Consider the following 20,795-nt stretch of genomic DNA (forward strand, 5'->3'; position numbering starts at 1 on the left):
CTCTGGTCTGATGACGCACTTTTTTCTTTTTCGGCTTAATTCACACTTTGCGTTAATTACACATTGAGGTAAGGTCAAGGATTACTCGATAAGCCGATAAAACATCGGCATAAACATACACAAAGCAATCACAATGAATTAGGTATAAGTCAGCATGCAGTTCTCAAAGTTTGGTGAAAAATTTAATCAGTATTCAGGTATTACGCAGTTAATGGACGATTTGAATGATGGTCTGCGCACACCAGGTGCCATCATGCTCGGTGGAGGTAATCCTGCCGCCATTCCTGCCATGCTCGATTACTTTCACCAAGCCAGTGAGGAAATGCTCGCCAGTGGGGAGCTCGTCGCCGCCCTCGCCAACTACGATGGCCCGCAGGGTAAAGACGCGTTCGTCAAAGCGCTAGCTCAGTTATTCCGTGAAACTTACGGCTGGGATATTTCCGAAAAAAACATCAGCCTAACTAACGGTAGCCAAAGTGGCTTTTTCTACTTGTTCAACTTGTTGGCAGGTAAACAGCCAGACGGTTCGCACAAGAAAGTGCTACTGCCTATCGCGCCTGAATACATCGGTTATGGTGATGCTGGCATTGATGAAGATATCTTTATCTCTTACCACCCAGAAATCGAGCTGTTAGATAACGGTCTGTTTAAATACCACGTCGATTTTGAGCAACTAACCGTCGACGACTCTGTTGCGGCAATCTGCGCGTCTCGTCCAACCAACCCAACGGGTAATGTACTGACAGACGAAGAAGTACGTAAACTGGACAAGCTAGCACGTGAGAACAACATCCCGCTGATCATCGATAACGCCTACGGTCTACCTTTCCCGAACATCATCTTTGAAGATGTCGAACCGTTCTGGAATGAAAACACCATCCTATGCATGAGCCTATCTAAACTTGGCTTGCCAGGTGTGCGTTGTGGCATTGTGATTGCGAGTGAAGAAATCACTCAAGCGTTAACCAATATGAACGGCATCATCAGCCTAGCGCCGGGCAGTGTTGGTCCAGCGCTGGCAAACCATATCATTGGCAAAGGTGATCTGCTTAAACTGAGTTCAGAGGTGATTAAGCCGTTCTACAAGCAAAAATCACAACGTGCGGTTGAACTGCTCCAACAAGCAATTACCGATGAGCGATTCCGCATCCACAAGCCGGAAGGCGCTATCTTCTTGTGGTTATGGTTTGATGAACTGCCAATCACAACAATGGAACTGTACCAACGCTTGAAAGCGCGTGGCGTATTGATTGTCCCTGGTGAATATTTCTTTATTGGTCAGCAAGACGAGTGGGATCACGCGCACCAATGCCTGCGTATGAACTACGTTCAAGATGATGAGATGATGCAAAAAGGCATTGCGATTATCGCTGAAGAAGTGGAAAAGGCTTACCGCGAAGGTAAATAGACGGATTGAACTCAGCCGTTCTTCTCTTTGAAATTACGGCTTTGAAATAGCGGTTTTGAAAGCACCCAAACTAAAAAGAGCGCCCATATGGCGCTCTTTCTCATTCTATAACCGGGTGGTTAACTGATTAGTTGTTCTCAATCAGGTTGTTGCCACCGATAGCAATCTTACGTGGTTGCATGGCTTCAGGGATTTCACGAACTAAATCGATATGAAGCAGACCGTTTTCCATTGATGCACCCACGACTTTTACGTAATCCGCTAGCTGGAATTTACGTTCAAAATCACGTTCTGCAATACCTTGGTAAACGTAGTTTTTGCCTTCTTCTGCTTTACGTTCGCCCTTCACAATCAACATGTTTTCGTTTTGAGTCAGATCGAGCTGTTCTTCAGCAAAGCCAGCAACGGCCATAGTAATACGGTAGTTGTGCTCGTCTTTTTGCTCAATGTTGTATGGAGGGTAACCGCCAGAAGTATTTTTCGCTGTATTCGCTTCCATCAGGTTTAGCAGACGATCAAAGCCAATTGCATTACGGTATAGTGGTGAGAAATCTACATTACGCATAAATCTATCCTCTTAATTAAGCAATAGTCTTAGTTCAGATGAGTTCCATCCTACTGGCGTGTTTATGCAAAAACCAACGCCGAACTAAGAGATTCTTATCATTCCACTGGCCTTGGTTTGGCTCGGAGACATGATATTGAATCTAAAGGTTTAAGTTGTGTGCTAAAACGCCATATCCTCTTCTGAGCGATCTCGTTTTAGCGATTTCAGAGGGCTGGTCTTCTAGTCTCTAGCAAGCCAGTCACCCTCTTCATAACTAGATATAAGGTCGTCAAAAATGACTTTCAAGGGAAAAAATAAAAAATTTTTAAAGCATCCACTATCCCCTTGAACAGCTTAGTTCCTCATCACTTCGCGATCAGTGATAAAAAGCCCGCCGTTCTGGAGGGCTCAATCTACACTTTACTTGCGGGAGGATTTACGCGCTTTTACAACGCCCTTTTCTGCCGCCTTTTCCTGCTTTAGTTTGCGCTTTTCTTTTAGACTCAACTGCGGTTGTTTCTTTTCTTTCTTACTCATGACTTCACCTCTATTTATTGGCACAACAGACAACCACACAGCATTTTCTGAGCTGGTGGTTGCGATTGATGAACAATTTCAGTAATCACAAAGCAGCGTCGCTGATTAAAAATTTCCACTTCGAGCGCATCATTTTTAGCTCGACCTAACAGTCGAGACCCCAAATAAGAATCGACCGCGAGCATACCTGTCATGGGTTGCCCCTTGCGCGAGCTGACCAATGTCATGCGATATTGATAGGCGCGTTCAACATCCACTAAGCGAACCGTGTCCCCAACCGCAATACGAGCTCGGTTACGGCAATGGGCTTGTTGCTCGCAGGTTTCAAATAGCGATAACAACCTTAGTGGTGATTGATAGGTTAAAAAGCGACTGGTTAACCACCAAGTTCGCAGCGCCAAGCAGTACGCCGAGAACCAGCGTTCAAACATGATTATTTCCTTCTTAATGCCTTGTCTTACAAATAAATTCAGTGCATTGAACCGGAAGTGCATCACTTCCGGCTTAGTTCAGGAAAGTCATCACCATTTTCTTAGTCTCCTTAATCAACAGCTCTTCAGCACTATAGCGAGCAGAAAAAAGAAAGCAAAAGCGCTCAAGCGAACAAAATGGCGAGAAAAAAAGAAAACAGATATAAAATGGCAGGCTTGATCGCGTTGTTGGCAGTTAGTACCAGAAAAACATCCGCTTTAGCAGAAAGTGGCGATTTTAGCTGGTGGTAAAACAAAAAAAGCAGCGATTTCTCGCTGCTTTTTACTATCACGAACAGTGTCGTTATACGTCTAGGTTCGCTACTTTCAGTGCGTTCTCTTCGATGAAGTTACGACGAGGCTCTACTTGGTCACCCATTAGCGTCGTGAACAGTTGATCTGCGCCTACCGCATCTTCAATCGTTACCTGCATCATACGACGTGTTTCTGGGTCCATGGTGGTTTCCCAAAGTTGGTCTGGGTTCATCTCACCTAGACCTTTGTAGCGCTGACGGCTTAATCCACGCATTGACTCTTTCACTAACCAGTCAAGCGCTTCTGCAAAGTTTGCCACTGGCATAGTACGCTCACCACGTTTGATGTACGCGCCTTCTTCCAGAAGTCCATCAAGTGCTTCTGATAGATCGGCCAACTTGCCGTACTCTTTCGAGTTTAGGAAGTCGATGCTAATTGCATGTCCGTGCGTCACGCCGTGAGTACGAACCACAATCTTAGGCAAGTTTAAGCCTAGCTCTTCGTGCTGCTCAACTTCGTAGCTGTACTGACTTGCACCCACTTCTTTCGCATTCAGCTGTTCAATAAGCTGCTTCGTCCAAGCTTCCACAACTGATGCGTCATGGCATTGCTCTGGCGTTAGGCGAGGAGTGTAAATCAACTCGTTTACCAAAGCACTTGGGTAGCGACGGCTCATACGTTCCGCCAGTTTAATACCCGCATTGTACTGTTGAACAAGCTTCTCTAGTGCTTCACCTGCCAGTGCAGGTGCTTCTGCGTTTACGTGTAGCGATGCATTGTCCAGAGCCAATGATACTTGGTATTGGTTCATCGCTTCTTCATCTTTGATGTACTGCTCTTGTTTGCCTTTTTTCACTTTGTATAGTGGTGGCTGAGCGATGTACACATAGCCACGCTCGATAAGCTCTGGCATTTGACGGTAGAAGAAGGTCAACAGTAGCGTACGGATGTGCGAACCATCGACATCGGCATCGGTCATGATGATGATGTTGTGGTAACGAAGCTTGTCCGGGTTGTACTCGTCACGACCGATACCACAACCTAGTGCGGTGATCAGTGTTGCTACTTCTTGAGAAGATAGCATCTTGTCGAAACGTGCTTTTTCTACGTTAAGAATCTTACCTTTTAGCGGTAGGATCGCTTGGTTCTTACGGTTACGGCCTTGTTTTGCGGAGCCGCCTGCCGAATCACCCTCCACTATGTATAGTTCAGAGAGTGCCGGGTCTTTTTCCTGACAGTCTGCAAGTTTACCTGGAAGGCCAGCTAGGTCTAGTGCACCTTTACGGCGCGTCATTTCACGAGCTTTACGCGCAGCTTCACGTGCACGTGCTGCATCGATGATTTTCGAACAAACCATCTTCGCTTCTGTCGGGTTCTCAATCAGGAACTCAGACAGTTTTTCACCCATTGCAGACTCAACAGCTGATTTCACTTCAGAAGAAACTAGTTTGTCTTTTGTTTGGCTTGAGAACTTAGGATCAGGCACTTTCACCGAAACAACCGCAGTTAGACCTTCACGCGCATCGTCGCCTGAAGTCGCTGTTTTCGCTTTCTTCGAGAAACCTTCTTTATCCATAAAGCTGTTCAATGTACGTGTTAGCGCAGCACGGAAACCAGCAAGGTGAGTACCACCATCACGCTGTGGGATATTGTTGGTAAAGCAGAAGATGTTCTCTTGGAAACCATCGTTCCATTGCATCGCCACTTCAACTGAAATGCCGTCTTCACGCTCAGAGTTAAAGTGGAAGATTTTTTCGATGATTGGCGTTTTGTTGGTGTTTAGGTGATCAACGAACGCTTGAATACCACCTTCATACATGAAGTGATCATGTTTGTCCGCTTCACGTTCATCAACCAATTTGATCGACACACCAGAGTTCAGGAATGACAGTTCACGCAGGCGTTTCGCCAGAATGTCATAGTGGAACTCAGTGTTAGAGAACGTTTCGGCACTTGGCCAGAAACGAATTTGTGTACCGGTTTTATCCGTATCACCCACAACGGCTAGTGGCGCTTGAGGCTCACCATGTCGGTAGGTTTGCGTATGGATATGGCCACCACGATGAATCGTTAGCTCAACTTTCTCTGATAGTGCGTTTACTACTGAAACACCTACCCCGTGAAGACCACCCGATACTTTGTATGAGTTATCGTCGAACTTACCACCCGCGTGAAGAACCGTCATGATTACTTCTGCTGCAGAGACATTTTCCTCTGAGTGGATTTCTGTTGGAATGCCACGACCATCATCGCTAACGGAAACCGAGTTATCCTCATGAATTGTCACAACGATGTCTTTACAGTGACCTGCCAACGCTTCATCAATTGAGTTATCCACCACCTCGAAAACCATGTGGTGAAGGCCGGTGCCGTCGTCCGTATCGCCGATGTACATTCCTGGACGCTTACGTACCGCATCCAGACCCTTCAGTACCTTAATACTCGATGAATCGTAATTTTCAGACATGAGTTTCTCTCTTCTAGTTTGACTCTATCCTGCCATGTTCCACATGAAACAATTTACCGTTATCGTCCAACATATCGGCGATTTGGCTTTCAGTGATAGAGCTTACAAATACTTGTGCGCCCGTCTCTTTTAAGCAGTCAGCAAGACGCTTGCGACGTTGGCTATCTAATTCCGACGCGAAGTCATCAATTAGGTAAATGCATTGTTTACCGGCCATCTCTGTCAGGTGTTGCCCTTGCGCTACACGCAATGCACACACCATGAGTTTTAATTGACCGCGTGACAGAACATCTTCAACGGGCGTTCCGTTCACTTTAATGCGCAAATCAGCTTTGTTTGGGCCACTAAAGGTGTATCCCAATGCCTGATCACGCTCAAAATTCTTTTCTAGTATCTCGTGGTATGGGGTGTCTTTATCCCAGCCACGATAATACTTCAATTGGATCTCAAATTCTGGCAAAAATGTCTGACAGATAATTTCTGCGACGGTTTTCATCTGCTCGATGTAACTTGCTCGCCATTGGCTGATGTTTTCAGCCAATCCTGCCATTTCCTGATCCCAATAACTGAGCTCACGATAACTATTGGCGGTTTTCAACAACGCGTTGCGCTGCTTGTTCAGGCGCTTGAACCTTCCCCATGCTTGATAAAAAGCGGGCTCGGTATGAAACACGCCCCAATCAATAAACGCACGACGATGTTTAGGGCCATCTGTCAGTAAATCAAACCCTTCTGGGTGTATCAACTGCAGAGGCAGAACTTGTGCCAACTGCGCTAATTTTTGTCCAGATTGACCGCCTATTTTAACCTCTGTTGAGCCATCACGCTGCTTATTAATGCCGATAGGTAGCTCAAATTGATCCGAGTTCAAAAAACGACCATGAACAAACAGTTCGTCACACTCATTTTGTATCACTCGTCCGGTGAGAGAGCTCTTGAATGAGCGGCCATGCCCGAGCAGATAAACCGCTTCTAAGACACTGGTTTTACCGCTGCCGTTCGGCCCGATAAGAAAGTTAAAGCCTGCTGATAACTCAATATCACAGGCTTTAATGTTTCGAAACTGCTGAATGATGAGACGAGAAAGAGGCATTCAGTTGGCTTATAGACGAATTGGCATCACCACGTACATGGCACTGTCATCGTCGGCATTTTCAATCAACGCGCTAGCGTTAGCATCCGACATCGACACACGTACATTTTCACAACGCAACGTGTTCAGAACATCAAGCACATAGCTTACGTTAAAGCCGATTTCGATGGCGTCACCTTCAAAGGTTACATCAAGCATCTCTTCCGCTTCTTCTTGTTCTGGGTTATTCGCGGTTATGCGCATTTCAGTATCAGCCAGATTCACACGCACGCCACGGAATTTTTCGTTGGAAAGAATCGCAGCACGAGAGAAGGCTTGGCGCAACTCGTCACAACTTGCTATCAGTGTCTTATTGGTGCTCTGAGGCAATACACGGCGGTAGTCAGGGAAACGACCATCAACCAACTTAGAGGTAAAAGTAAAGTTATTCACCTCAGCACGAACATTGGAGCTACCGATCTGAAGTACTACAGGCTGCTCTGGCGCATCCATCAACTTTACTAATTCTTGCACACCTTTGCGTGGCACGATGATTTGCTTCTGCGCAAAGTCTGCACCTAGCTGAGTTTGCGATACCGCCATACGGTGGCCGTCCGTCGCCACGCTGCGTAACGTGGTGCCGTCAATTTCAAACAACATGCCGTTGAGGTAGTAACGAACGTCTTGATTCGCCATCGAGAACTGAGTTTTGTCGATCAGCGTACGTAGATCGGCTTGGCTCAGTGATACTTCCACTTCGCTTTGCCAGTCTTCAATATTAGGGAAATCGTTCGCAGGAAGCGTTGCCAATGAGAAACGGCTGCGACCAGAGCGAACTTGTACGCGATCACCTTCTAATACAAATGTGATGATCGCATCGTCCGGTAAACCACGGCAGATATCGAGAAACTTACGCGAAGGAACGGTAATGCTGCCCGCTTCAAAATCACCTTCTAGCGTCACTTTGCTTACTAACTCTACTTCAAGATCGGTTGCCGTCATCGACAATACGTTCTCTTCTACTTTAAGAAGTAGGTTACCCAGGATTGGCAGAGTTGGTCGGCCACCTAAAGCGCCCGAAACCTGCTGTAGCGGTTTGATTAAATGACTACGTTCAATGGTAAATTTCATGCTTGGCTCTTTACGCTGTCAGCTCAATAAATGATTTGCTTAGAATACCGTTATTCTAACCGATTACGAAGACAGGGTGCGAATCAAGTTAGAGTAATCTTCTTTAATGTCGTGGCTCTCTTCACGCAGCTGCTCAATCTTGCGACAAGCATGAAGTACGGTCGTATGATCGCGGCCCCCAAACGCATCGCCAATTTCAGGCAAGCTATGGTTGGTTAGTTCTTTTGCTAACGCCATAGCCAGCTGACGAGGACGCGCTACAGAACGAGAACGACGCTTAGACAGCAAGTCCGCTACTTTAATCTTGTAGTATTCCGCCACGGTCTTTTGAATGTTATCGATCGTCACCAGCTTCTCTTGTAGAGCAAGCAGATCGCGCAGCGCTTCACGCACAAAATCAATCGTGATTGGACGACCAGTGAAATTCGCATTAGCGATAACACGGTTCAGTGCACCTTCTAGCTCACGAACGTTCGAACGCAGACGCTTGGCAATAAAGAACGCCACTTCATCAGCAAGGTGGATTTGGTGATCTTCGGCTTTTTTCATCAAGATCGCCACACGCGTTTCAAGCTCAGGTGGCTCGATCGCAACAGTAAGACCCCAACCAAAACGAGATTTAAGACGATCTTCAACGCCATTAATTTCTTTAGGATAACGGTCAGACGTTAGAATGATCTGCTGATTACCTTCTAATAGTGCGTTGAAGGTATGGAAGAATTCTTCTTGTGAACGTTCTTTATTAGCAAAGAATTGGATGTCATCGATAAGGAGCGCATCCACGCTGCGGTAGTAGCGTTTGAATTCTTCAATCGCATTGTTTTGCAACGCTTTTACCATGTCTTGCACAAAACGTTCTGAGTGCATGTAGACCACTTTTGCGTTCGGGTTGTTATCCACAATCGCGTTGCCCACCGCATGCAACAAGTGCGTTTTACCCAAGCCAGTGCCGCCGTATAGGAATAGTGGGTTGTAAGCTGCACCTGGGTTATCCGATACCTGACGCGCCGCAGCCAAACCCAGTTGGTTCGACTTACCTTCAACAAAGTTGTCGAACTTGTGTTTTGGGTTCATGTTTGAGCGGTGATTGATAGCCGCAATCGCTTGAGCGTCGTCATCCCAGGTTTTGTGTACTGGCTTACGCGCCTGTAATTGCGCAGGTGCAGATGACTCGGCAGCCACATCTGCAGGCGTACGTGTCGGCGCTGGTTTTGGTGCAGAGACAGGTCGGCTCCCCACTTCAAAACGTAAGTTAGGAATATCGCCACCGCAGTATTCCTGCAGTAAGCGAGTAATATTGTTCAGATACTTATCACGCACCCAGTCCAACACAAAGCGGTTTGGCGCGAATAGAGTGAGAGTATTGTCATTGAGCTCCGCTTGTAGCGGACGAACCCACATGCTGAATTCTGTAGCTGGTAGCTCTTCTTGAAGCTGCTGCAAACATTGCAGCCAAAGCGAAGATGACACGGTGCCCCCACTGAGTAATTGAATTATCGGAAAAGACTGGCAATTTTACCTGTTGATAACCAAGATCGCCAGCGATTGATCGACGATCCAGTGAATAAGATCCAAGTTATTCACAATTATTTCTGCAAACTTGATGAGATCAACACACCTTGCCCCAAATTTGCCCACACAACGATCCACAATTGGGCAAAATTAACAAGATCGAGCGATTGGTGATAAGTCTGTGTATTATTTTATTCCCAATGCTGATTTTGTCGATCATTTCGCTAGGTTCAGTTCGCATTTTCGTCACATTTAACATTCTTCTTCTATTATCTAATAACTCACAGGTCTAGGTTATTGCTCTTGGTTATTTATTTAATTGAGCTAACTAACAGTAGTATTTCCAACCATAAAATTATGGAGATGTATTATGAAAAACTGGATTAAGGTTGCCGTTGCAGCCATTGCACTGTCGGCAGCAACCGTACAAGCCGCTACTGAAGTCAAAGTTGGTATGTCAGGTCGCTACTTCCCGTTTACTTTTGTAAAGCAAGACAAGCTACAAGGCTTTGAAGTCGACATGTGGGATGAAATCGGTAAACGTAACGATTACAAAATCGAATACGTAACAGCCAACTTCTCTGGTTTATTTGGTCTTTTAGAAACTGGTCGTATCGATACGATCTCCAACCAAATCACCATGACTGACGAGCGTAAAGCTAAATACCTATTTGCTGACCCTTACGTTGTAGATGGCGCACAAATTACCGTGCGTAAAGGCAACGACAGCATCAAAGGTGTTGACGATCTTGCGGGCAAAACCGTTGCGGTGAACCTAGGCTCTAACTTTGAGCAACTGCTGCGTCAATACGACAAAGACGGCAAGATCAACATTAAAACGTACGACACAGGTATCGAACATGACGTGGCGCTCGGTCGTGCAGACGCGTTTATAATGGATCGTCTTTCTGCGTTAGAGCTGATTAAGAAAACTGGCCTTCCTCTGGAATTGGCAGGCGAACCGTTTGAGACCATTCAAAACGCATGGCCTTTCGTTGACAACAAGAAAGGTCGTAAGCTGCAAGAAGAAGTAAACAAAGCGCTAGCTGAGATGCGCGCAGATGGTACAGTAGAGAAAATTTCCGTGAAGTGGTTTGGCGCTGACATCACGAAATAAGAACTCTTTGTACTTTAGGCCGCAAAGTGGTATCACTCTCGGACTAAAATAAACTTACGTAAAGGTGGAACTTGTTTTCCACCTTTTCTTTTCTCTAGCCTTTAGGTAAGCCGTATGGGATTTGACTTTAATTACATGTTGGAACTGTTGCCGATATTGCTGAAATATCTTGGCACAACCATGGAAATGGCGACATGGGGATTGGTGTTTTCGCTGATTTTATCCGTCATTTTAGCCAATATTCGCGTATTTAAACTGCCAGTTCTGGATCAATTAAGCCAACTGTACATCAGCTTCTTCCGTGGCACCCCACTGTTGGTTCAGCTTTTCCTGCTTTATTACGGCTTACCGCAAATTTTTCCATTGATGGTCGGTATCGACGCCTTTTCAGCAGCGGTTATCGGTTTAACGCTGCACTTTGCCGCTTATATGGCGGAAAGTATTCGTGCCGCCATTATTGGCATTGATCGCAGCCAAATGGAAGCGAGCTTATCGGTCGGTATGACGACATCCCAAGCAATGCGCCGAGTGATTTTACCTCAAGCAACGCGTGTCGCACTGCCTTCATTGATGAACTACTTCATCGATATGATCAAGTCAACGTCTCTCGCTTTCACGCTTGGTGTGGCCGAAATCATGGCGAAAGCACAGATGGAAGCCTCATCAAGTTTCCGTTTCTTTGAAGCTTTCCTTGCGGTTGCTCTTATTTACTGGGGCGTGGTGGTGATTCTGACTCGCGTACAAATCTGGGCAGAAGCAAAACTGAATAAGGCGTACGTACGATGATTAAGTTAGAAAATATTCACAAACGTTTTGGTGAGACTGAAGTGCTGAAAGGCATCGACCTCGATATTAAGCAAGGTGAGATCATCGTGATTATCGGCTCAAGTGGTACGGGTAAATCAACCTTGCTGCGTACGGTGAACTTTCTAGAACAAGCAGATGAAGGTCGTATCACGATAGATGACATCTCCGTTGATACTCAAAAACACACTAAAGCCGAAGTATTAGCGCTGCGTCGTCGAACTGGCTTTGTGTTCCAAAACTATGCCTTGTTTGCCCACATGAATGCGCGCCAGAACATTGCCGAAGGTCTAGTGACCGTTCGAGGTTGGAAAAAAGCCGATGCTCTCAAACGAGCGCAACAAATTCTGGATGACATCGGCCTTGGGGATAAAGGCGATAGTTATCCAGCGGCATTATCTGGCGGCCAACAACAACGTGTGGGTATCGGCCGAGCGATGGCGCTGCAACCAGAACTGCTGTTGTTTGACGAACCAACTTCTGCGCTGGATCCTGAATGGGTCGGTGAAGTTCTCTCATTAATGAAGAAGTTAGCTAATCAGCATCAAACCATGCTGGTGGTGACGCACGAGATGCAATTCGCGAAAGAAGTAGCTGATAGAGTGATCTTCATGGCGGAAGGCAATATCGTTGAGCAAGGTTCTCCACAGGATATCTTCGATAATCCACAAGATCCTCGTTTGAAAAAATTCCTTAACCAAGTAGGAATAGAGTAACGATCAAGCATCAGGATCGATTGATCCTTGAGATTTTACTCACACTACGTATAATCGCCCGGCCGGAATTTCGTACTCATTGAGTCATTGACACATTATGTGAGTGTGATTACAATTCCGCCTCTTTGTTGAGAGGCGTCGGTTGTCCTTCTCTATATAAAGAGCTTCTTTATATAAGAAAGCAAATACCCACGCCGGGTTTAACAAGAACCTAAAACTACTGATCAGTAAAGGTAATTATCATGAAACGCACTTTTCAACCTACAGTTCTAAAGCGCAAGCGTACTCACGGCTTCCGTGCTCGCATGGCAACTAAGAACGGTCGTAAAGTTATCAACGCACGTCGTGCAAAAGGCCGTGCGCGCCTATCAAAATAATCGCTAGTTTATTTTGAACACGTACGCGTTTAATCGGGAGTTACGTTTGTTAACTCCCGAGCATTATCAAAACGTCTTCCAGCAAGCTCATCGAGCTGGCTCGCCTCATTTCACCATCATTGCTCGCAATAACAAACTTTCTCACCCACGATTAGGTTTAGCGGTTCCCAAAAAGCAAATCAAAACGGCTGTCGGTCGTAACCGATTTAAGCGTTTGGCTCGTGAAAGCTTTCGTAACAATCAACATCAGCTTCCAAACAAAGATTTTGTTGTGATTGCGAAGAAAAGCGCGCAAGATTTAAGCAATGAGGAAATTTTTAAGTTGTTTGATAAGCTATGGCAACGCCTGTCTCGCCCTTCACGTGGATAGCCATTGGGCTCGTTTATCTGTATCGCTGGTTTATCAGCCCTTTGATTGGTCCTCGTTGCCGGTTCACACCAACCTGTTCCACTTACGCGCTAGAAGCTTTGAGAGCTCACGGTTTTGTAAAAGGATGTTGGTTATCAGGCAAACGTCTATTAAAATGCCACCCTTTGAATGAAGGGGGGTATGACCCCGTTCCACCAGTCCAAAAACAAGACAGAGATAACTAACGATGGATTCTCAACGTAATATCCTGCTCATCGGTTTGGCCCTGGTTTCTTTTTTGCTGTTTCAACAATGGCAAGTTGCAAAGAATCCAGAACCTCAAGCAGTTGAACAGGCTCAATCAAGCAGCACTCTACCTGCACCATCTTTTGCTGATGAACTTGACCCAGTTCCTGGTCAACAGCAAGCTTCTGCAAAAACTATCACAGTAACGACTGATGTTTTAACTCTGTCGATCGACACCGTTGGTGGCGATGTGGTACATGCCAACCTTAACGAATACTCTGCTGAGTTAGATTCATCAGATTCCTTTGTTCTGCTTAAAGACGCTCAAGGTCACCAATTTATCGCTCAAAGCGGTCTAGTGGGTCCTCAAGGTATCGACTTGAGCAGCACAAATCGCCCTCACTACAACGTAAGTGCAGACAGCTTCACAATGGCTGACGGTCAAGATGAACTTCGCGTTCCGATGACATTCACTGCAAACGGCATCGAATACACCAAAACTTACATCTTTAAACGCGGCAGCTACGCGCTTAATGTTGAATACGATGTAGTGAACAACTCAGGCAACAACGCAACATTTGGTATGTACGCTCACCTACGTCAAAACCTAATGGACGATGGTGGTAGCATCACAATGCCTACTTACCGTGGTGGCGCATACTCAACAGAAGATACGCGTTACAAGAAGTACAGCTTTGATGATATGCAGGATCGCAACCTGTCTCTTAACCTAGCCGATGGCCAAGGTTGGGCAGCAATGATTCAGCACTACTTTGCCGCAGCTTGGATCCCACGTAACGAACCAGGTACTAACCTATACACTCGTGTAATTGGCAACCTAGGCGACATCGGCGTTCGTATGCCGAACAAAACTATCGCAACAGGCGATCAGGCTAAGTTTGAAGCAACACTTTGGGTTGGTCCAAAACTGCAAGATGAAATGGCAGAAGTGGCACCTAACCTAGACCTAGTAGTGGACTACGGCTGGTTATGGTTCATTGCGAAGCCTCTTCATATGTTGCTTTCATTCATCCAGAGCTTTGTTGGTAACTGGGGTGTGGCAATCATCTGTCTGACCTTCATCGTTCGTGGTGCAATGTACCCACTAACAAAAGCGCAATACACGTCTATGGCGAAAATGCGCATGCTACAGCCTAAGCTGCAAGCAATGCGTGAGCGTATCGGTGATGACCGTCAGCGCATGAGCCAAGAAATGATGGAACTGTACAAGAAAGAGAAAGTGAACCCACTAGGTGGCTGTTTACCTCTTATCCTACAGATGCCTATTTTCATCGCGCTTTACTGGGCACTAATGGAATCGGTAGAGCTACGTCACTCTCCATTCTTCGGTTGGATTCATGACCTTTCAGCACAGGACCCTTACTACATCCTGCCGCTATTGATGGGTGCGTCTATGTTCCTAATCCAGAAGATGAGCCCGACAACGGTAACGGATCCAATGCAGCAGAAGATCATGACCTTTATGCCGGTTATGTTTACCTTCTTCTTCTTGTTCTTCCCATCAGGTCTCGTTCTGTACTGGTTGGTGTCGAACATCGTAACGCTTATCCAGCAAACTCTGATCTACAAAGGATTAGAGAAAAAAGGCTTACACAGCAAGTAACCTTTTAGGAAATGATTGAGAAAGGCGGCCAAAAGGTCGCCTTTTTGTTTTTGGCTGATTACAATTCAGCTAATTAATTGTGATGGCTCCCTAGGTATCTTCCCTATAGCCCAGCTCAAAAGGCAAAATTATGACTACAGATACGATTGTCGCTCAAGCGACCGCGCCTGGTCGTGGCGGTGTCGGTATTATTCGAGTTTCTGGCCCTAAAGCCAACCAAGTGGCGTTAGAAGTCACTGGCAAAACACTAAAGCCCCGCTACGCAGAGTACCTGCCGTTTAAGTCAGAAGATGGCACTGTGCTTGATCAGGGCATCGCACTGTACTTCCCTAACCCACACTCATTTACAGGTGAAGACGTACTTGAGCTGCAAGGCCATGGCGGCCCTGTCGTGATGGATATGCTGATAAAACGCATTCTAGGTATAGATGGTATTCGAGCTGCTCGCCCTGGTGAGTTCTCTGAACGCGCATTTCTGAACGATAAACTCGACTTAGCTCAAGCCGAAGCGATTGCAGACCTCATTGATGCCAGTTCTGAAGAAGCAGCAAAATCGGCGCTGCAATCCTTACAGGGCGCATTTTCAGGCCGCATTAATACCTTAGTTGAGTCGCTGATTCATTTGCGTATCTATGTTGAAGCAGCCATCGACTTCCCTGAAGAAGAGATCGACTTTTTGGCCGACGGTAAAGTGGCTGGTGACCTACAAGCCATCATCGACAACCTAGATGCGGTGCGCAAAGAAGCTAACCAAGGCGCTATTATGCGTGAAGGGATGAAAGTCGTGATTGCGGGTCGTCCAAATGCGGGCAAATCAAGCCTGCTGAACGCGCTATCGGGTAAAGAGTCTGCAATCGTAACCGACATCGCAGGAACTACGCGTGATGTACTGCGTGAGCATATCCATATTGATGGCATGCCTCTGCACATCATCGATACTGCAGGTTTGCGTGATGCTTCCGATGAAGTAGAGAAAATCGGTATCGAACGCGCGTGGGATGAAATAGCCCAAGCAGACCGCGTGTTGTTCATGGTGGATGGCACGACAACCGATGCCACCGATCCGAAAGATATCTGGCCAGATTTTGTGGATCGCCTACCAGACAACATTGGCATAACTGTAATCCGTAATAAAGCGGATCAAACGGGTGAAGATATGGGGATCTGCCACGTCAATAACCCTACTCTTATCCGTTTGTCAGCGAAGACTGGTGCAGGGGTTGAAGCTCTGCGCGATCATCTCAAGGAGTGTATGGGCTTCTCTGGCAACAGTGAAGGTGGGTTTATGGCTCGTCGTCGTCATCTCGATGCATTAGAACGTGCCGCACAGCACCTTCAAATAGGCCAGGAGCAGCTTGAAGGCTATATGGCAGGTGAAATATTGGCTGAAGAGCTACGCATCACCCAACAACATCTCAATGAGATTACCGGTGAGTTCAGTTCTGACGACTTACTGGGACGAATCTTCTCTTCATTCTGTATCGGGAAGTAAAGTGGGCAAATAACGGAAAACAACAGCAAGCAACGGTAGATAACACACTGATTTTATTAGATCGTCATTTGCCGTTTGTTTCCATCCGTTGCCGTTAATTGCCAAATCTAGTCCCCAGCTGGTCCCCAATGACATGATAAATGCCGTATTGGGGACCAATTGGGGACAAACATGAAAATTTTCATTGAAAAACGGACACTTAAAACAGATGGAACGCGAACATTGCGTCTCATTTATGACCACGGTTATACCACTAAATCAAACGGATCTCGTCAGCGAAAACGTGAACACGAAGTGCTGGATCTGTTTATCTATGACAAACCCAAAACACCAGCTCAGCGAAAACATAACAAAGAGCACCTTCTCCTAGCCGAAACCATTAAGAGTAAACGACTGGTTGAGTGGCAATCCCAAAAGCATGGTTTTGAGGATAGAACTAAGCGTTCAGCTAGCTTCATTGATTACTTTCAACGGCAAATTGACATCAAAGAACAAACCACCTCAACCTCCAACCACTCGATCTGGCTTTCAGCACGTAAGCACCTGCTGTTCTACTGCGGGAAACATGATCTTAGCTTTGATGAGTTGGATAAAGACTGGTTAGACGGATTTAAGTATTACCTGACCAATGAAGCGAAAACCAAAAGTGATACCGCGTTATCTCGCAACACACAAAGCTCCTACTTCAATAAAGTTCGCGCGGCGATCAACGAAGCGCATCGAGAAGGTATTATTCGTGATAACCCGCTTTCACAAGTGACCAGTATCAAAGCGAAAACGACCAAGCGTGTTTATCTCACATTGGATGAGGTCAACGCTTTAGCTCACACAGAATGTCGCTACCCAGTCCTTAAACGTGCGTTTTTGTTCTCATGTGCAACGGGGATGCGTTGGTGCGATATCCATCGACTTACTTGGTCAGAAGTAGAGACATTCAATAATCACAAACGAATTATCTTCGACCAAGCCAAACTCTCTCAGGGCGATGCTAAGAGCCTTCAGTATTTAGACATACCAAAGTCAGCAGAATCACTTTTGGGTAGCCCCAAAGCCTCTCACGAGCGCGTATTCAAGGGATTAAAATACTCTTCTTATATAAATGTAGAGCTGCTTAGATGGGCTCTGGCTGCTGGAATAAGTAAGCACGTTACGTTCCATGCTGGTCGTCATACTTTTGCTGTAATTCAGCTTAGCCGAGGAATCGATATATACGCAGTATCGAAACTGCTCGGCCACAGCGAACTCAAGACAACCGAGATCTACGCTGACATCATAGAACGACGTAGGATGGAAGCTATGCTCACATTCCCCGATATTTTTGCTTCTTCTGGAAAGGATTCAGCGGCCTAAGGCCGCTGCTATAGAAGGTACTACTTACGAGAAGTGGTGGCGACATAGTTTGCTGCCCTTTTTTCTATCTCATGGCGAGATGAAACGCGCTGCTCCTCAACCCAATCCATGATTGCTTGACGCTCAAATCGGAGGTGTTTGCCAAGCTTAAAGTAAGGGATCTCTGCCGAGCTCGTTAGCTTATAAAGTTGATTGGTTGATAAACCCAGCAAAGCAGCACATTCATCAACGGTTAGAATGTCCTTTCCAAGCAACTCCACCTTTTGTTGCTGCAAACGCTGCTCCAGAATAGCGCGCTCAACACGGTCAATCTTGGCGAGAATGGACTGAAGAATAACTTGCTCGTTGGTTGTCATCACATCACCTCCTCGCCCATTGAAATGTCTCTGGGAAGAGTGGGAAAACTGGGAATATATTATTCATCGATGCCCATCTCCTTCAATTCAGAAAGGATCTTTTCCGGCCAGAAAGCGAAAAAACGATGATCAAACTCAGTACCGTTTTTCTTCTCGATAATCCGAAGTGTTCCTCTACGATCTTCATTGGTTTCAAACCACCCTTTATGAATCAAAGGGCTCAATTGACTCTTGTACTGACGCCGCAGTCGTAGCTGCTTAACAAACTCTTGTTTGTGGATAAGCCACTGGACGTCATCACCATCCTGCCGCCAGTAACCAAACTTTGAAGATCTGCTCGTACAAAATTCAGGAAGCTTATTTTCCCAATGGCTAATGGCTTGTTTCAAAGCACTTAACACCTCATACGTTTCTTGATTGTGCTGGTGCCCTCTGTGAGATAACCAGCGGCTAAAAACGCTATATACGGAATAGAGTGACTCTTCTTCAGGCCATGGCACTAACTGGTTTCGTGACGCAACAGACAACGCTACACCAACAAGGACAAAGCGCTTCAATACCCGATGAACCTGGCCGGAGTAATTACTTTTAGACCAATGCTGCCTCAGCGTTTCGATTTCACGCTGTAAAACGACTTCCAGATCGGGCTTATCTGAAATAAGCGTCATCCAAGCCGTGAACAAAGTGCCAAAGTACTTTTGAGTCTGCTTTTCTAAGTGCTCAGCAAACTGAGATGGTGAGGAAAAGCGGTGTAGATCCGCAAAACAGCCAAAGCGCTCTTCGGCAGGAATTTCGATGACTCGAATCAGCTGACCTGCTTTCACTTGATAACCAGAGGACTCCATCAGCTCTGTCAGGCCAACCTCTCCATTACTCAATGTCAGCGTTCGCCAATTGGCTATATTCGCCAGGCCGCCTGTTTCGGTGGCTCGCAGCTTCCCACATCCGTTGACGATTTGATAAGCCGCAGAACTGGCTTCTTCCGCCGAGCACAACCCTAGCTCATCTAACACAAGCAACATGTCATGATGTTCTGATGCAACCGCCTCAATACCGTTAGCGGTTGTTTTCCAAGACTTGATATACGACTTATCAGCATAAACAGACGCAGCGACAAACGATGTGACAGACTTACCCGACGAAGACGGCCCCATCACATGGAATGCCGCACTTTCCATCCCTACTGTCTTGAGCAGCGGCGCGGACAAAGCGACGCCAATAGAAAATATAAGCAAGGGATTGCCGCCCAATAAAGAGCCGACTTCGCTTTGCCATTCCGCTAAGCTCCCTTTTGCCAAACAGAGTGAGTCTGCCATCCCACCAGAAAAGTAGTAGGGCTCATCTGACCGTCCGAAACTTTTCTCCGGAGTAACGAACACCTTGTCATGCCAACCTGTTCTTGTAACACAAAAGGCCGTTTCCGCCGCTTTGAGCTCTTCCCGCAAATAGCGCTGGACCATATTCCATGCAGTTTGCTCAGGCTCCAGCCAAAAACCGGTATCGAATAATTCATCTCTTAATTGATAGTTGGTCCCTCCCATGATCTTTCTGGCAGGCACTATCATTCGAATCGTCTGCTTGTCCATATTGATGATTTCAATACAAGCACTGAAACCTGACTTCCGATCAGGTGAACGCGTTCTAGCAAGAACCTTGACTGAAGAGCTCAACGAGCGCCAACCTCGCTCACGGCAGAAATACTGTAGTTGATCATGGTGATGACGAAACTTCATATGACCTCCCTATCACAGGCTCAAAAGCCACTTCTGCACGTCTTCAACACGGAATCTCACACTTCGAGCACCAGGCGATAAATTCACTGGCGAAGGAAAAGAACCATTTTTCACATAACGGCGAATGGTTGCCTGAGACAGCTGAGTTAGCTGACAGACTTCTTGATAGCTTAATAGCTGATTTGATTGTTTTTGTTCGGTCATAACTACTCCTGATAGCTAATGAATAATCAAGGAATAGCTTGTAGGATGAGCAACGCAAAGGCGCGCGGTGCTCAGGCCCATTTTGGACAGTTTGGAATGAAAGAAGGCCTGTAAAATAGGTTATTTAGGATTACGGAAGCAGATAATGGTGCGGTGATTAAATTCAGCAAAAAACGTGCTCTTCATGATCTGAAGATTCATAAGCCCACTAAAACAATTTACCGCGACTTTCACATGTGAAAGAGGCATCATCATAGTCTAGGGAAAGTAGAAAACTGGAATATTAACCGTCCTTATTATTCTCACTCCGTTTCATCTGATATGTGGAATACCAGTAGACACACCCAACAGCAGCCACTGTCAAAAGCAGACCTGCGAGCCAATACCAAAGCAAATCCATACAACCTCCTCAAATCGTTGAATCAAATCGGTCGCAGCTAATACCACCACAGTCAAAACTGGTATCAATGCTAGTCATACTGTTATCCCTCAACACATTGCCACCGACATCAATACAAGAGTTTTCCATCATTGGAGGGCCACTTACAGGGTTTATATCGCCACACCAATGGGGTGATCTCGAATCAGAGATGAAATCTGGAGTATCTGGTATCAATTCCGCACCAGCCTGTCCAGCTTGGTATATTCCTGGACTTGATATGCCAGATGGCGAACCATCTACCACTGAAATGTGCCTATGCCCTGCAAACCTTCTCCCCCTTCTTGGCCTACCATAACGTCGATGGAGTTTGTTCAACCAAACCAAAATGATGCGGTAAGCAAAATAATTAAAAATGAAACTGGAGCGGGTAAAGCAAACATGAGCACTACAAAAAGAACCAACTTCACCATCACTTTTATCGGCCATAGCCAATCACGACATACTGTTGCCTTCGCCTCTTTTTCTGCGAACGCATGAGGTTCAATGCCAGCACAGCCTGGATGGCTTGCCACAGCTTCCGCTGAGACAGTTTTCATTTTTATCGGCTTACCTGTTCCCCTACCTCGTTACACCATATTAACCAGTC

General features: G+C 46.1%; 21 protein-coding genes. 11 read left to right on the forward strand and 10 right to left on the reverse strand.

Annotated elements, in window-relative coordinates; translation table 11 throughout:
- Positions 1-154: 154 nt before the first annotated feature.
- On the forward strand, positions 155-1,408 hold the full coding sequence (locus J4N40_RS16270; RefSeq protein WP_025768941.1) for a valine--pyruvate transaminase: 1,254 nt from the start codon (positions 155-157) through the stop codon (positions 1,406-1,408).
- 127 nt (positions 1,409-1,535) lie between these two features.
- Here the strand turns inward: J4N40_RS16270 and J4N40_RS16275 are convergent, their stop codons facing one another.
- The 6 genes from J4N40_RS16275 to dnaA all read right to left on the reverse strand — a co-directional run bounded on the left by J4N40_RS16275 (position 1,536) and on the right by dnaA (position 9,357).
- A complete protein-coding gene (locus J4N40_RS16275) occupies positions 1,536-1,973 on the reverse strand; it encodes an Hsp20 family protein (RefSeq protein WP_005378857.1) in 438 nt (145 codons plus the stop codon).
- 533 nt (positions 1,974-2,506) lie between these two features.
- Positions 2,507-2,923, reverse strand: coding sequence for a GreA/GreB family elongation factor (locus tag J4N40_RS16280; RefSeq protein ID WP_025768940.1), 417 nt, complete (start codon positions 2,921-2,923; stop codon positions 2,507-2,509).
- 343 nt (positions 2,924-3,266) lie between these two features.
- Positions 3,267-5,684, reverse strand: a complete 2,418-nt coding sequence (gene gyrB / locus J4N40_RS16285) for a DNA topoisomerase (ATP-hydrolyzing) subunit B (protein WP_104979886.1) — start codon at positions 5,682-5,684, stop codon at positions 3,267-3,269.
- A 13-nt stretch (positions 5,685-5,697) separates the two neighbouring features.
- Positions 5,698-6,777: a DNA replication/repair protein RecF gene (gene recF / locus J4N40_RS16290; protein WP_149192464.1), complete on the reverse strand. Its 1,080-nt coding sequence runs from the start codon at positions 6,775-6,777 to the stop codon at positions 5,698-5,700.
- Positions 6,778-6,786: 9 nt separating this feature from the next.
- Positions 6,787-7,887 (reverse strand): DNA polymerase III subunit beta, encoded by a 1,101-nt coding sequence (gene dnaN / locus J4N40_RS16295; protein ID WP_005394106.1) that lies wholly within the window; start codon positions 7,885-7,887, stop codon positions 6,787-6,789.
- Between the two features lie 63 nt (positions 7,888-7,950).
- A complete protein-coding gene (dnaA, locus tag J4N40_RS16300) occupies positions 7,951-9,357 on the reverse strand; it encodes a chromosomal replication initiator protein DnaA (protein WP_005378835.1) in 1,407 nt (468 codons plus the stop codon).
- Between the two features lie 412 nt (positions 9,358-9,769).
- On the opposite strand from dnaA, the gene J4N40_RS16305 reads away from it, so the two are divergent.
- The 9 genes from J4N40_RS16305 to J4N40_RS16345 all read left to right on the forward strand — a co-directional run bounded on the left by J4N40_RS16305 (position 9,770) and on the right by J4N40_RS16345 (position 17,474).
- On the forward strand, positions 9,770-10,516 hold the full coding sequence (locus tag J4N40_RS16305; RefSeq protein ID WP_033906591.1) for an amino acid ABC transporter substrate-binding protein: 747 nt from the start codon (positions 9,770-9,772) through the stop codon (positions 10,514-10,516).
- A 114-nt stretch (positions 10,517-10,630) separates the two neighbouring features.
- Positions 10,631-11,302 (forward strand): amino acid ABC transporter permease, encoded by a 672-nt coding sequence (locus J4N40_RS16310; protein WP_005378829.1) that lies wholly within the window; start codon positions 10,631-10,633, stop codon positions 11,300-11,302.
- Positions 11,299-12,036 carry an amino acid ABC transporter ATP-binding protein gene (locus J4N40_RS16315; protein WP_005378827.1) on the forward strand — a complete coding sequence of 246 codons (738 nt, stop codon included), beginning with the start codon at positions 11,299-11,301 and terminating at the stop codon, positions 12,034-12,036. The genes J4N40_RS16310 and J4N40_RS16315 overlap by 4 nt, the downstream gene beginning before the upstream one ends.
- Positions 12,037-12,278: 242 nt before the next feature.
- Positions 12,279-12,413 carry a 50S ribosomal protein L34 gene (gene rpmH / locus J4N40_RS16320; protein ID WP_005378825.1) on the forward strand — a complete coding sequence of 45 codons (135 nt, stop codon included), beginning with the start codon at positions 12,279-12,281 and terminating at the stop codon, positions 12,411-12,413.
- A gap of 46 nt (positions 12,414-12,459) precedes the next feature.
- Positions 12,460-12,783, forward strand: coding sequence for a ribonuclease P protein component (gene rnpA, locus J4N40_RS16325; protein ID WP_005394102.1), 324 nt, complete (start codon positions 12,460-12,462; stop codon positions 12,781-12,783).
- Complete coding sequence (gene yidD / locus J4N40_RS16330) at positions 12,750-13,007, forward strand: membrane protein insertion efficiency factor YidD (protein ID WP_005378822.1); 258 nt, start codon at positions 12,750-12,752, stop codon at positions 13,005-13,007. Before rnpA ends, yidD begins: the two co-directional genes overlap by 34 nt.
- A 2-nt stretch (positions 13,008-13,009) precedes the next feature.
- On the forward strand, positions 13,010-14,632 hold the full coding sequence (gene yidC / locus J4N40_RS16335; RefSeq protein WP_005383834.1) for a membrane protein insertase YidC: 1,623 nt from the start codon (positions 13,010-13,012) through the stop codon (positions 14,630-14,632).
- A 130-nt stretch (positions 14,633-14,762) separates the two neighbouring features.
- Positions 14,763-16,124 (forward strand): tRNA uridine-5-carboxymethylaminomethyl(34) synthesis GTPase MnmE, encoded by a 1,362-nt coding sequence (mnmE, locus tag J4N40_RS16340; protein ID WP_005383836.1) that lies wholly within the window; start codon positions 14,763-14,765, stop codon positions 16,122-16,124.
- Positions 16,125-16,295: 171 nt separating this feature from the next.
- Positions 16,296-17,474 (forward strand): site-specific integrase, encoded by a 1,179-nt coding sequence (locus J4N40_RS16345; RefSeq protein WP_250654321.1) that lies wholly within the window; start codon positions 16,296-16,298, stop codon positions 17,472-17,474.
- 20 nt (positions 17,475-17,494) lie between these two features.
- Here the strand turns inward: J4N40_RS16345 and J4N40_RS16350 are convergent, their stop codons facing one another.
- From J4N40_RS16350 to J4N40_RS16360, 3 genes are read right to left on the reverse strand one after another with little or no spacing between them, the layout of a single operon-like run.
- Complete coding sequence (locus tag J4N40_RS16350; protein ID WP_005458496.1) at positions 17,495-17,830, reverse strand: helix-turn-helix domain-containing protein; 336 nt, start codon at positions 17,828-17,830, stop codon at positions 17,495-17,497.
- A gap of 59 nt (positions 17,831-17,889) precedes the next feature.
- Positions 17,890-19,563 carry a DUF927 domain-containing protein gene (locus J4N40_RS16355; protein ID WP_250654322.1) on the reverse strand — a complete coding sequence of 558 codons (1,674 nt, stop codon included), beginning with the start codon at positions 19,561-19,563 and terminating at the stop codon, positions 17,890-17,892.
- A 12-nt stretch (positions 19,564-19,575) separates the two neighbouring features.
- Positions 19,576-19,767 carry a helix-turn-helix transcriptional regulator gene (locus J4N40_RS16360; protein ID WP_025630236.1) on the reverse strand — a complete coding sequence of 64 codons (192 nt, stop codon included), beginning with the start codon at positions 19,765-19,767 and terminating at the stop codon, positions 19,576-19,578.
- 467 nt (positions 19,768-20,234) lie between these two features.
- Here J4N40_RS16360 and J4N40_RS16365 point away from each other — a divergent pair, with 467 nt between their 5' ends.
- Complete coding sequence (locus J4N40_RS16365) at positions 20,235-20,504, forward strand: hypothetical protein (RefSeq protein WP_170829194.1); 270 nt, start codon at positions 20,235-20,237, stop codon at positions 20,502-20,504.
- Between the two features lie 16 nt (positions 20,505-20,520).
- On the opposite strand, the gene J4N40_RS16370 is transcribed toward J4N40_RS16365, so the two are convergent.
- Complete coding sequence (locus J4N40_RS16370; protein ID WP_070988059.1) at positions 20,521-20,745, reverse strand: hypothetical protein; 225 nt, start codon at positions 20,743-20,745, stop codon at positions 20,521-20,523.
- Positions 20,746-20,795 lie beyond the last annotated feature (50 nt).

It is taken from the genome of Vibrio sp. SCSIO 43097 (assembly GCF_023650755.1).
GTDB classification, from domain to species: domain Bacteria; phylum Pseudomonadota; class Gammaproteobacteria; order Enterobacterales; family Vibrionaceae; genus Vibrio; species Vibrio alginolyticus.

Bases quoted from the DNA above. Each gene is read 5' to 3' on its own strand.
- J4N40_RS16270 (WP_025768941.1), top strand. From the start codon at position 155: ATGCAGTTCTCAAAGTTTGGTGAAAAATTTAATCAGTATTCAGGTATT.
- J4N40_RS16275 (WP_005378857.1), bottom strand. From the start codon at position 1,973: ATGCGTAATGTAGATTTCTCACCACTATACCGTAATGCAATTGGCTTT.
- J4N40_RS16280 (WP_025768940.1), bottom strand. From the start codon at position 2,923: ATGTTTGAACGCTGGTTCTCGGCGTACTGCTTGGCGCTGCGAACTTGG.
- gyrB (WP_104979886.1), bottom strand. From the start codon at position 5,684: ATGTCTGAAAATTACGATTCATCGAGTATTAAGGTACTGAAGGGTCTG.
- recF (WP_149192464.1), bottom strand. From the start codon at position 6,777: ATGCCTCTTTCTCGTCTCATCATTCAGCAGTTTCGAAACATTAAAGCC.
- dnaN (WP_005394106.1), bottom strand. From the start codon at position 7,887: ATGAAATTTACCATTGAACGTAGTCATTTAATCAAACCGCTACAGCAG.
- J4N40_RS16305 (WP_033906591.1), top strand. From the start codon at position 9,770: ATGAAAAACTGGATTAAGGTTGCCGTTGCAGCCATTGCACTGTCGGCA.
- J4N40_RS16310 (WP_005378829.1), top strand. From the start codon at position 10,631: ATGGGATTTGACTTTAATTACATGTTGGAACTGTTGCCGATATTGCTG.
- J4N40_RS16315 (WP_005378827.1), top strand. From the start codon at position 11,299: ATGATTAAGTTAGAAAATATTCACAAACGTTTTGGTGAGACTGAAGTG.
- rpmH (WP_005378825.1), top strand. From the start codon at position 12,279: ATGAAACGCACTTTTCAACCTACAGTTCTAAAGCGCAAGCGTACTCAC.
- yidD (WP_005378822.1), top strand. From the start codon at position 12,750: ATGGCAACGCCTGTCTCGCCCTTCACGTGGATAGCCATTGGGCTCGTT.
- yidC (WP_005383834.1), top strand. From the start codon at position 13,010: ATGGATTCTCAACGTAATATCCTGCTCATCGGTTTGGCCCTGGTTTCT.
- mnmE (WP_005383836.1), top strand. From the start codon at position 14,763: ATGACTACAGATACGATTGTCGCTCAAGCGACCGCGCCTGGTCGTGGC.
- J4N40_RS16345 (WP_250654321.1), top strand. From the start codon at position 16,296: ATGAAAATTTTCATTGAAAAACGGACACTTAAAACAGATGGAACGCGA.
- J4N40_RS16350 (WP_005458496.1), bottom strand. From the start codon at position 17,830: ATGACAACCAACGAGCAAGTTATTCTTCAGTCCATTCTCGCCAAGATT.
- J4N40_RS16355 (WP_250654322.1), bottom strand. From the start codon at position 19,563: ATGAAGTTTCGTCATCACCATGATCAACTACAGTATTTCTGCCGTGAG.
- J4N40_RS16360 (WP_025630236.1), bottom strand. From the start codon at position 19,767: ATGACCGAACAAAAACAATCAAATCAGCTATTAAGCTATCAAGAAGTC.
- J4N40_RS16365 (WP_170829194.1), top strand. From the start codon at position 20,235: ATGCTAGTCATACTGTTATCCCTCAACACATTGCCACCGACATCAATA.
- J4N40_RS16370 (WP_070988059.1), bottom strand. From the start codon at position 20,745: ATGAAAACTGTCTCAGCGGAAGCTGTGGCAAGCCATCCAGGCTGTGCT.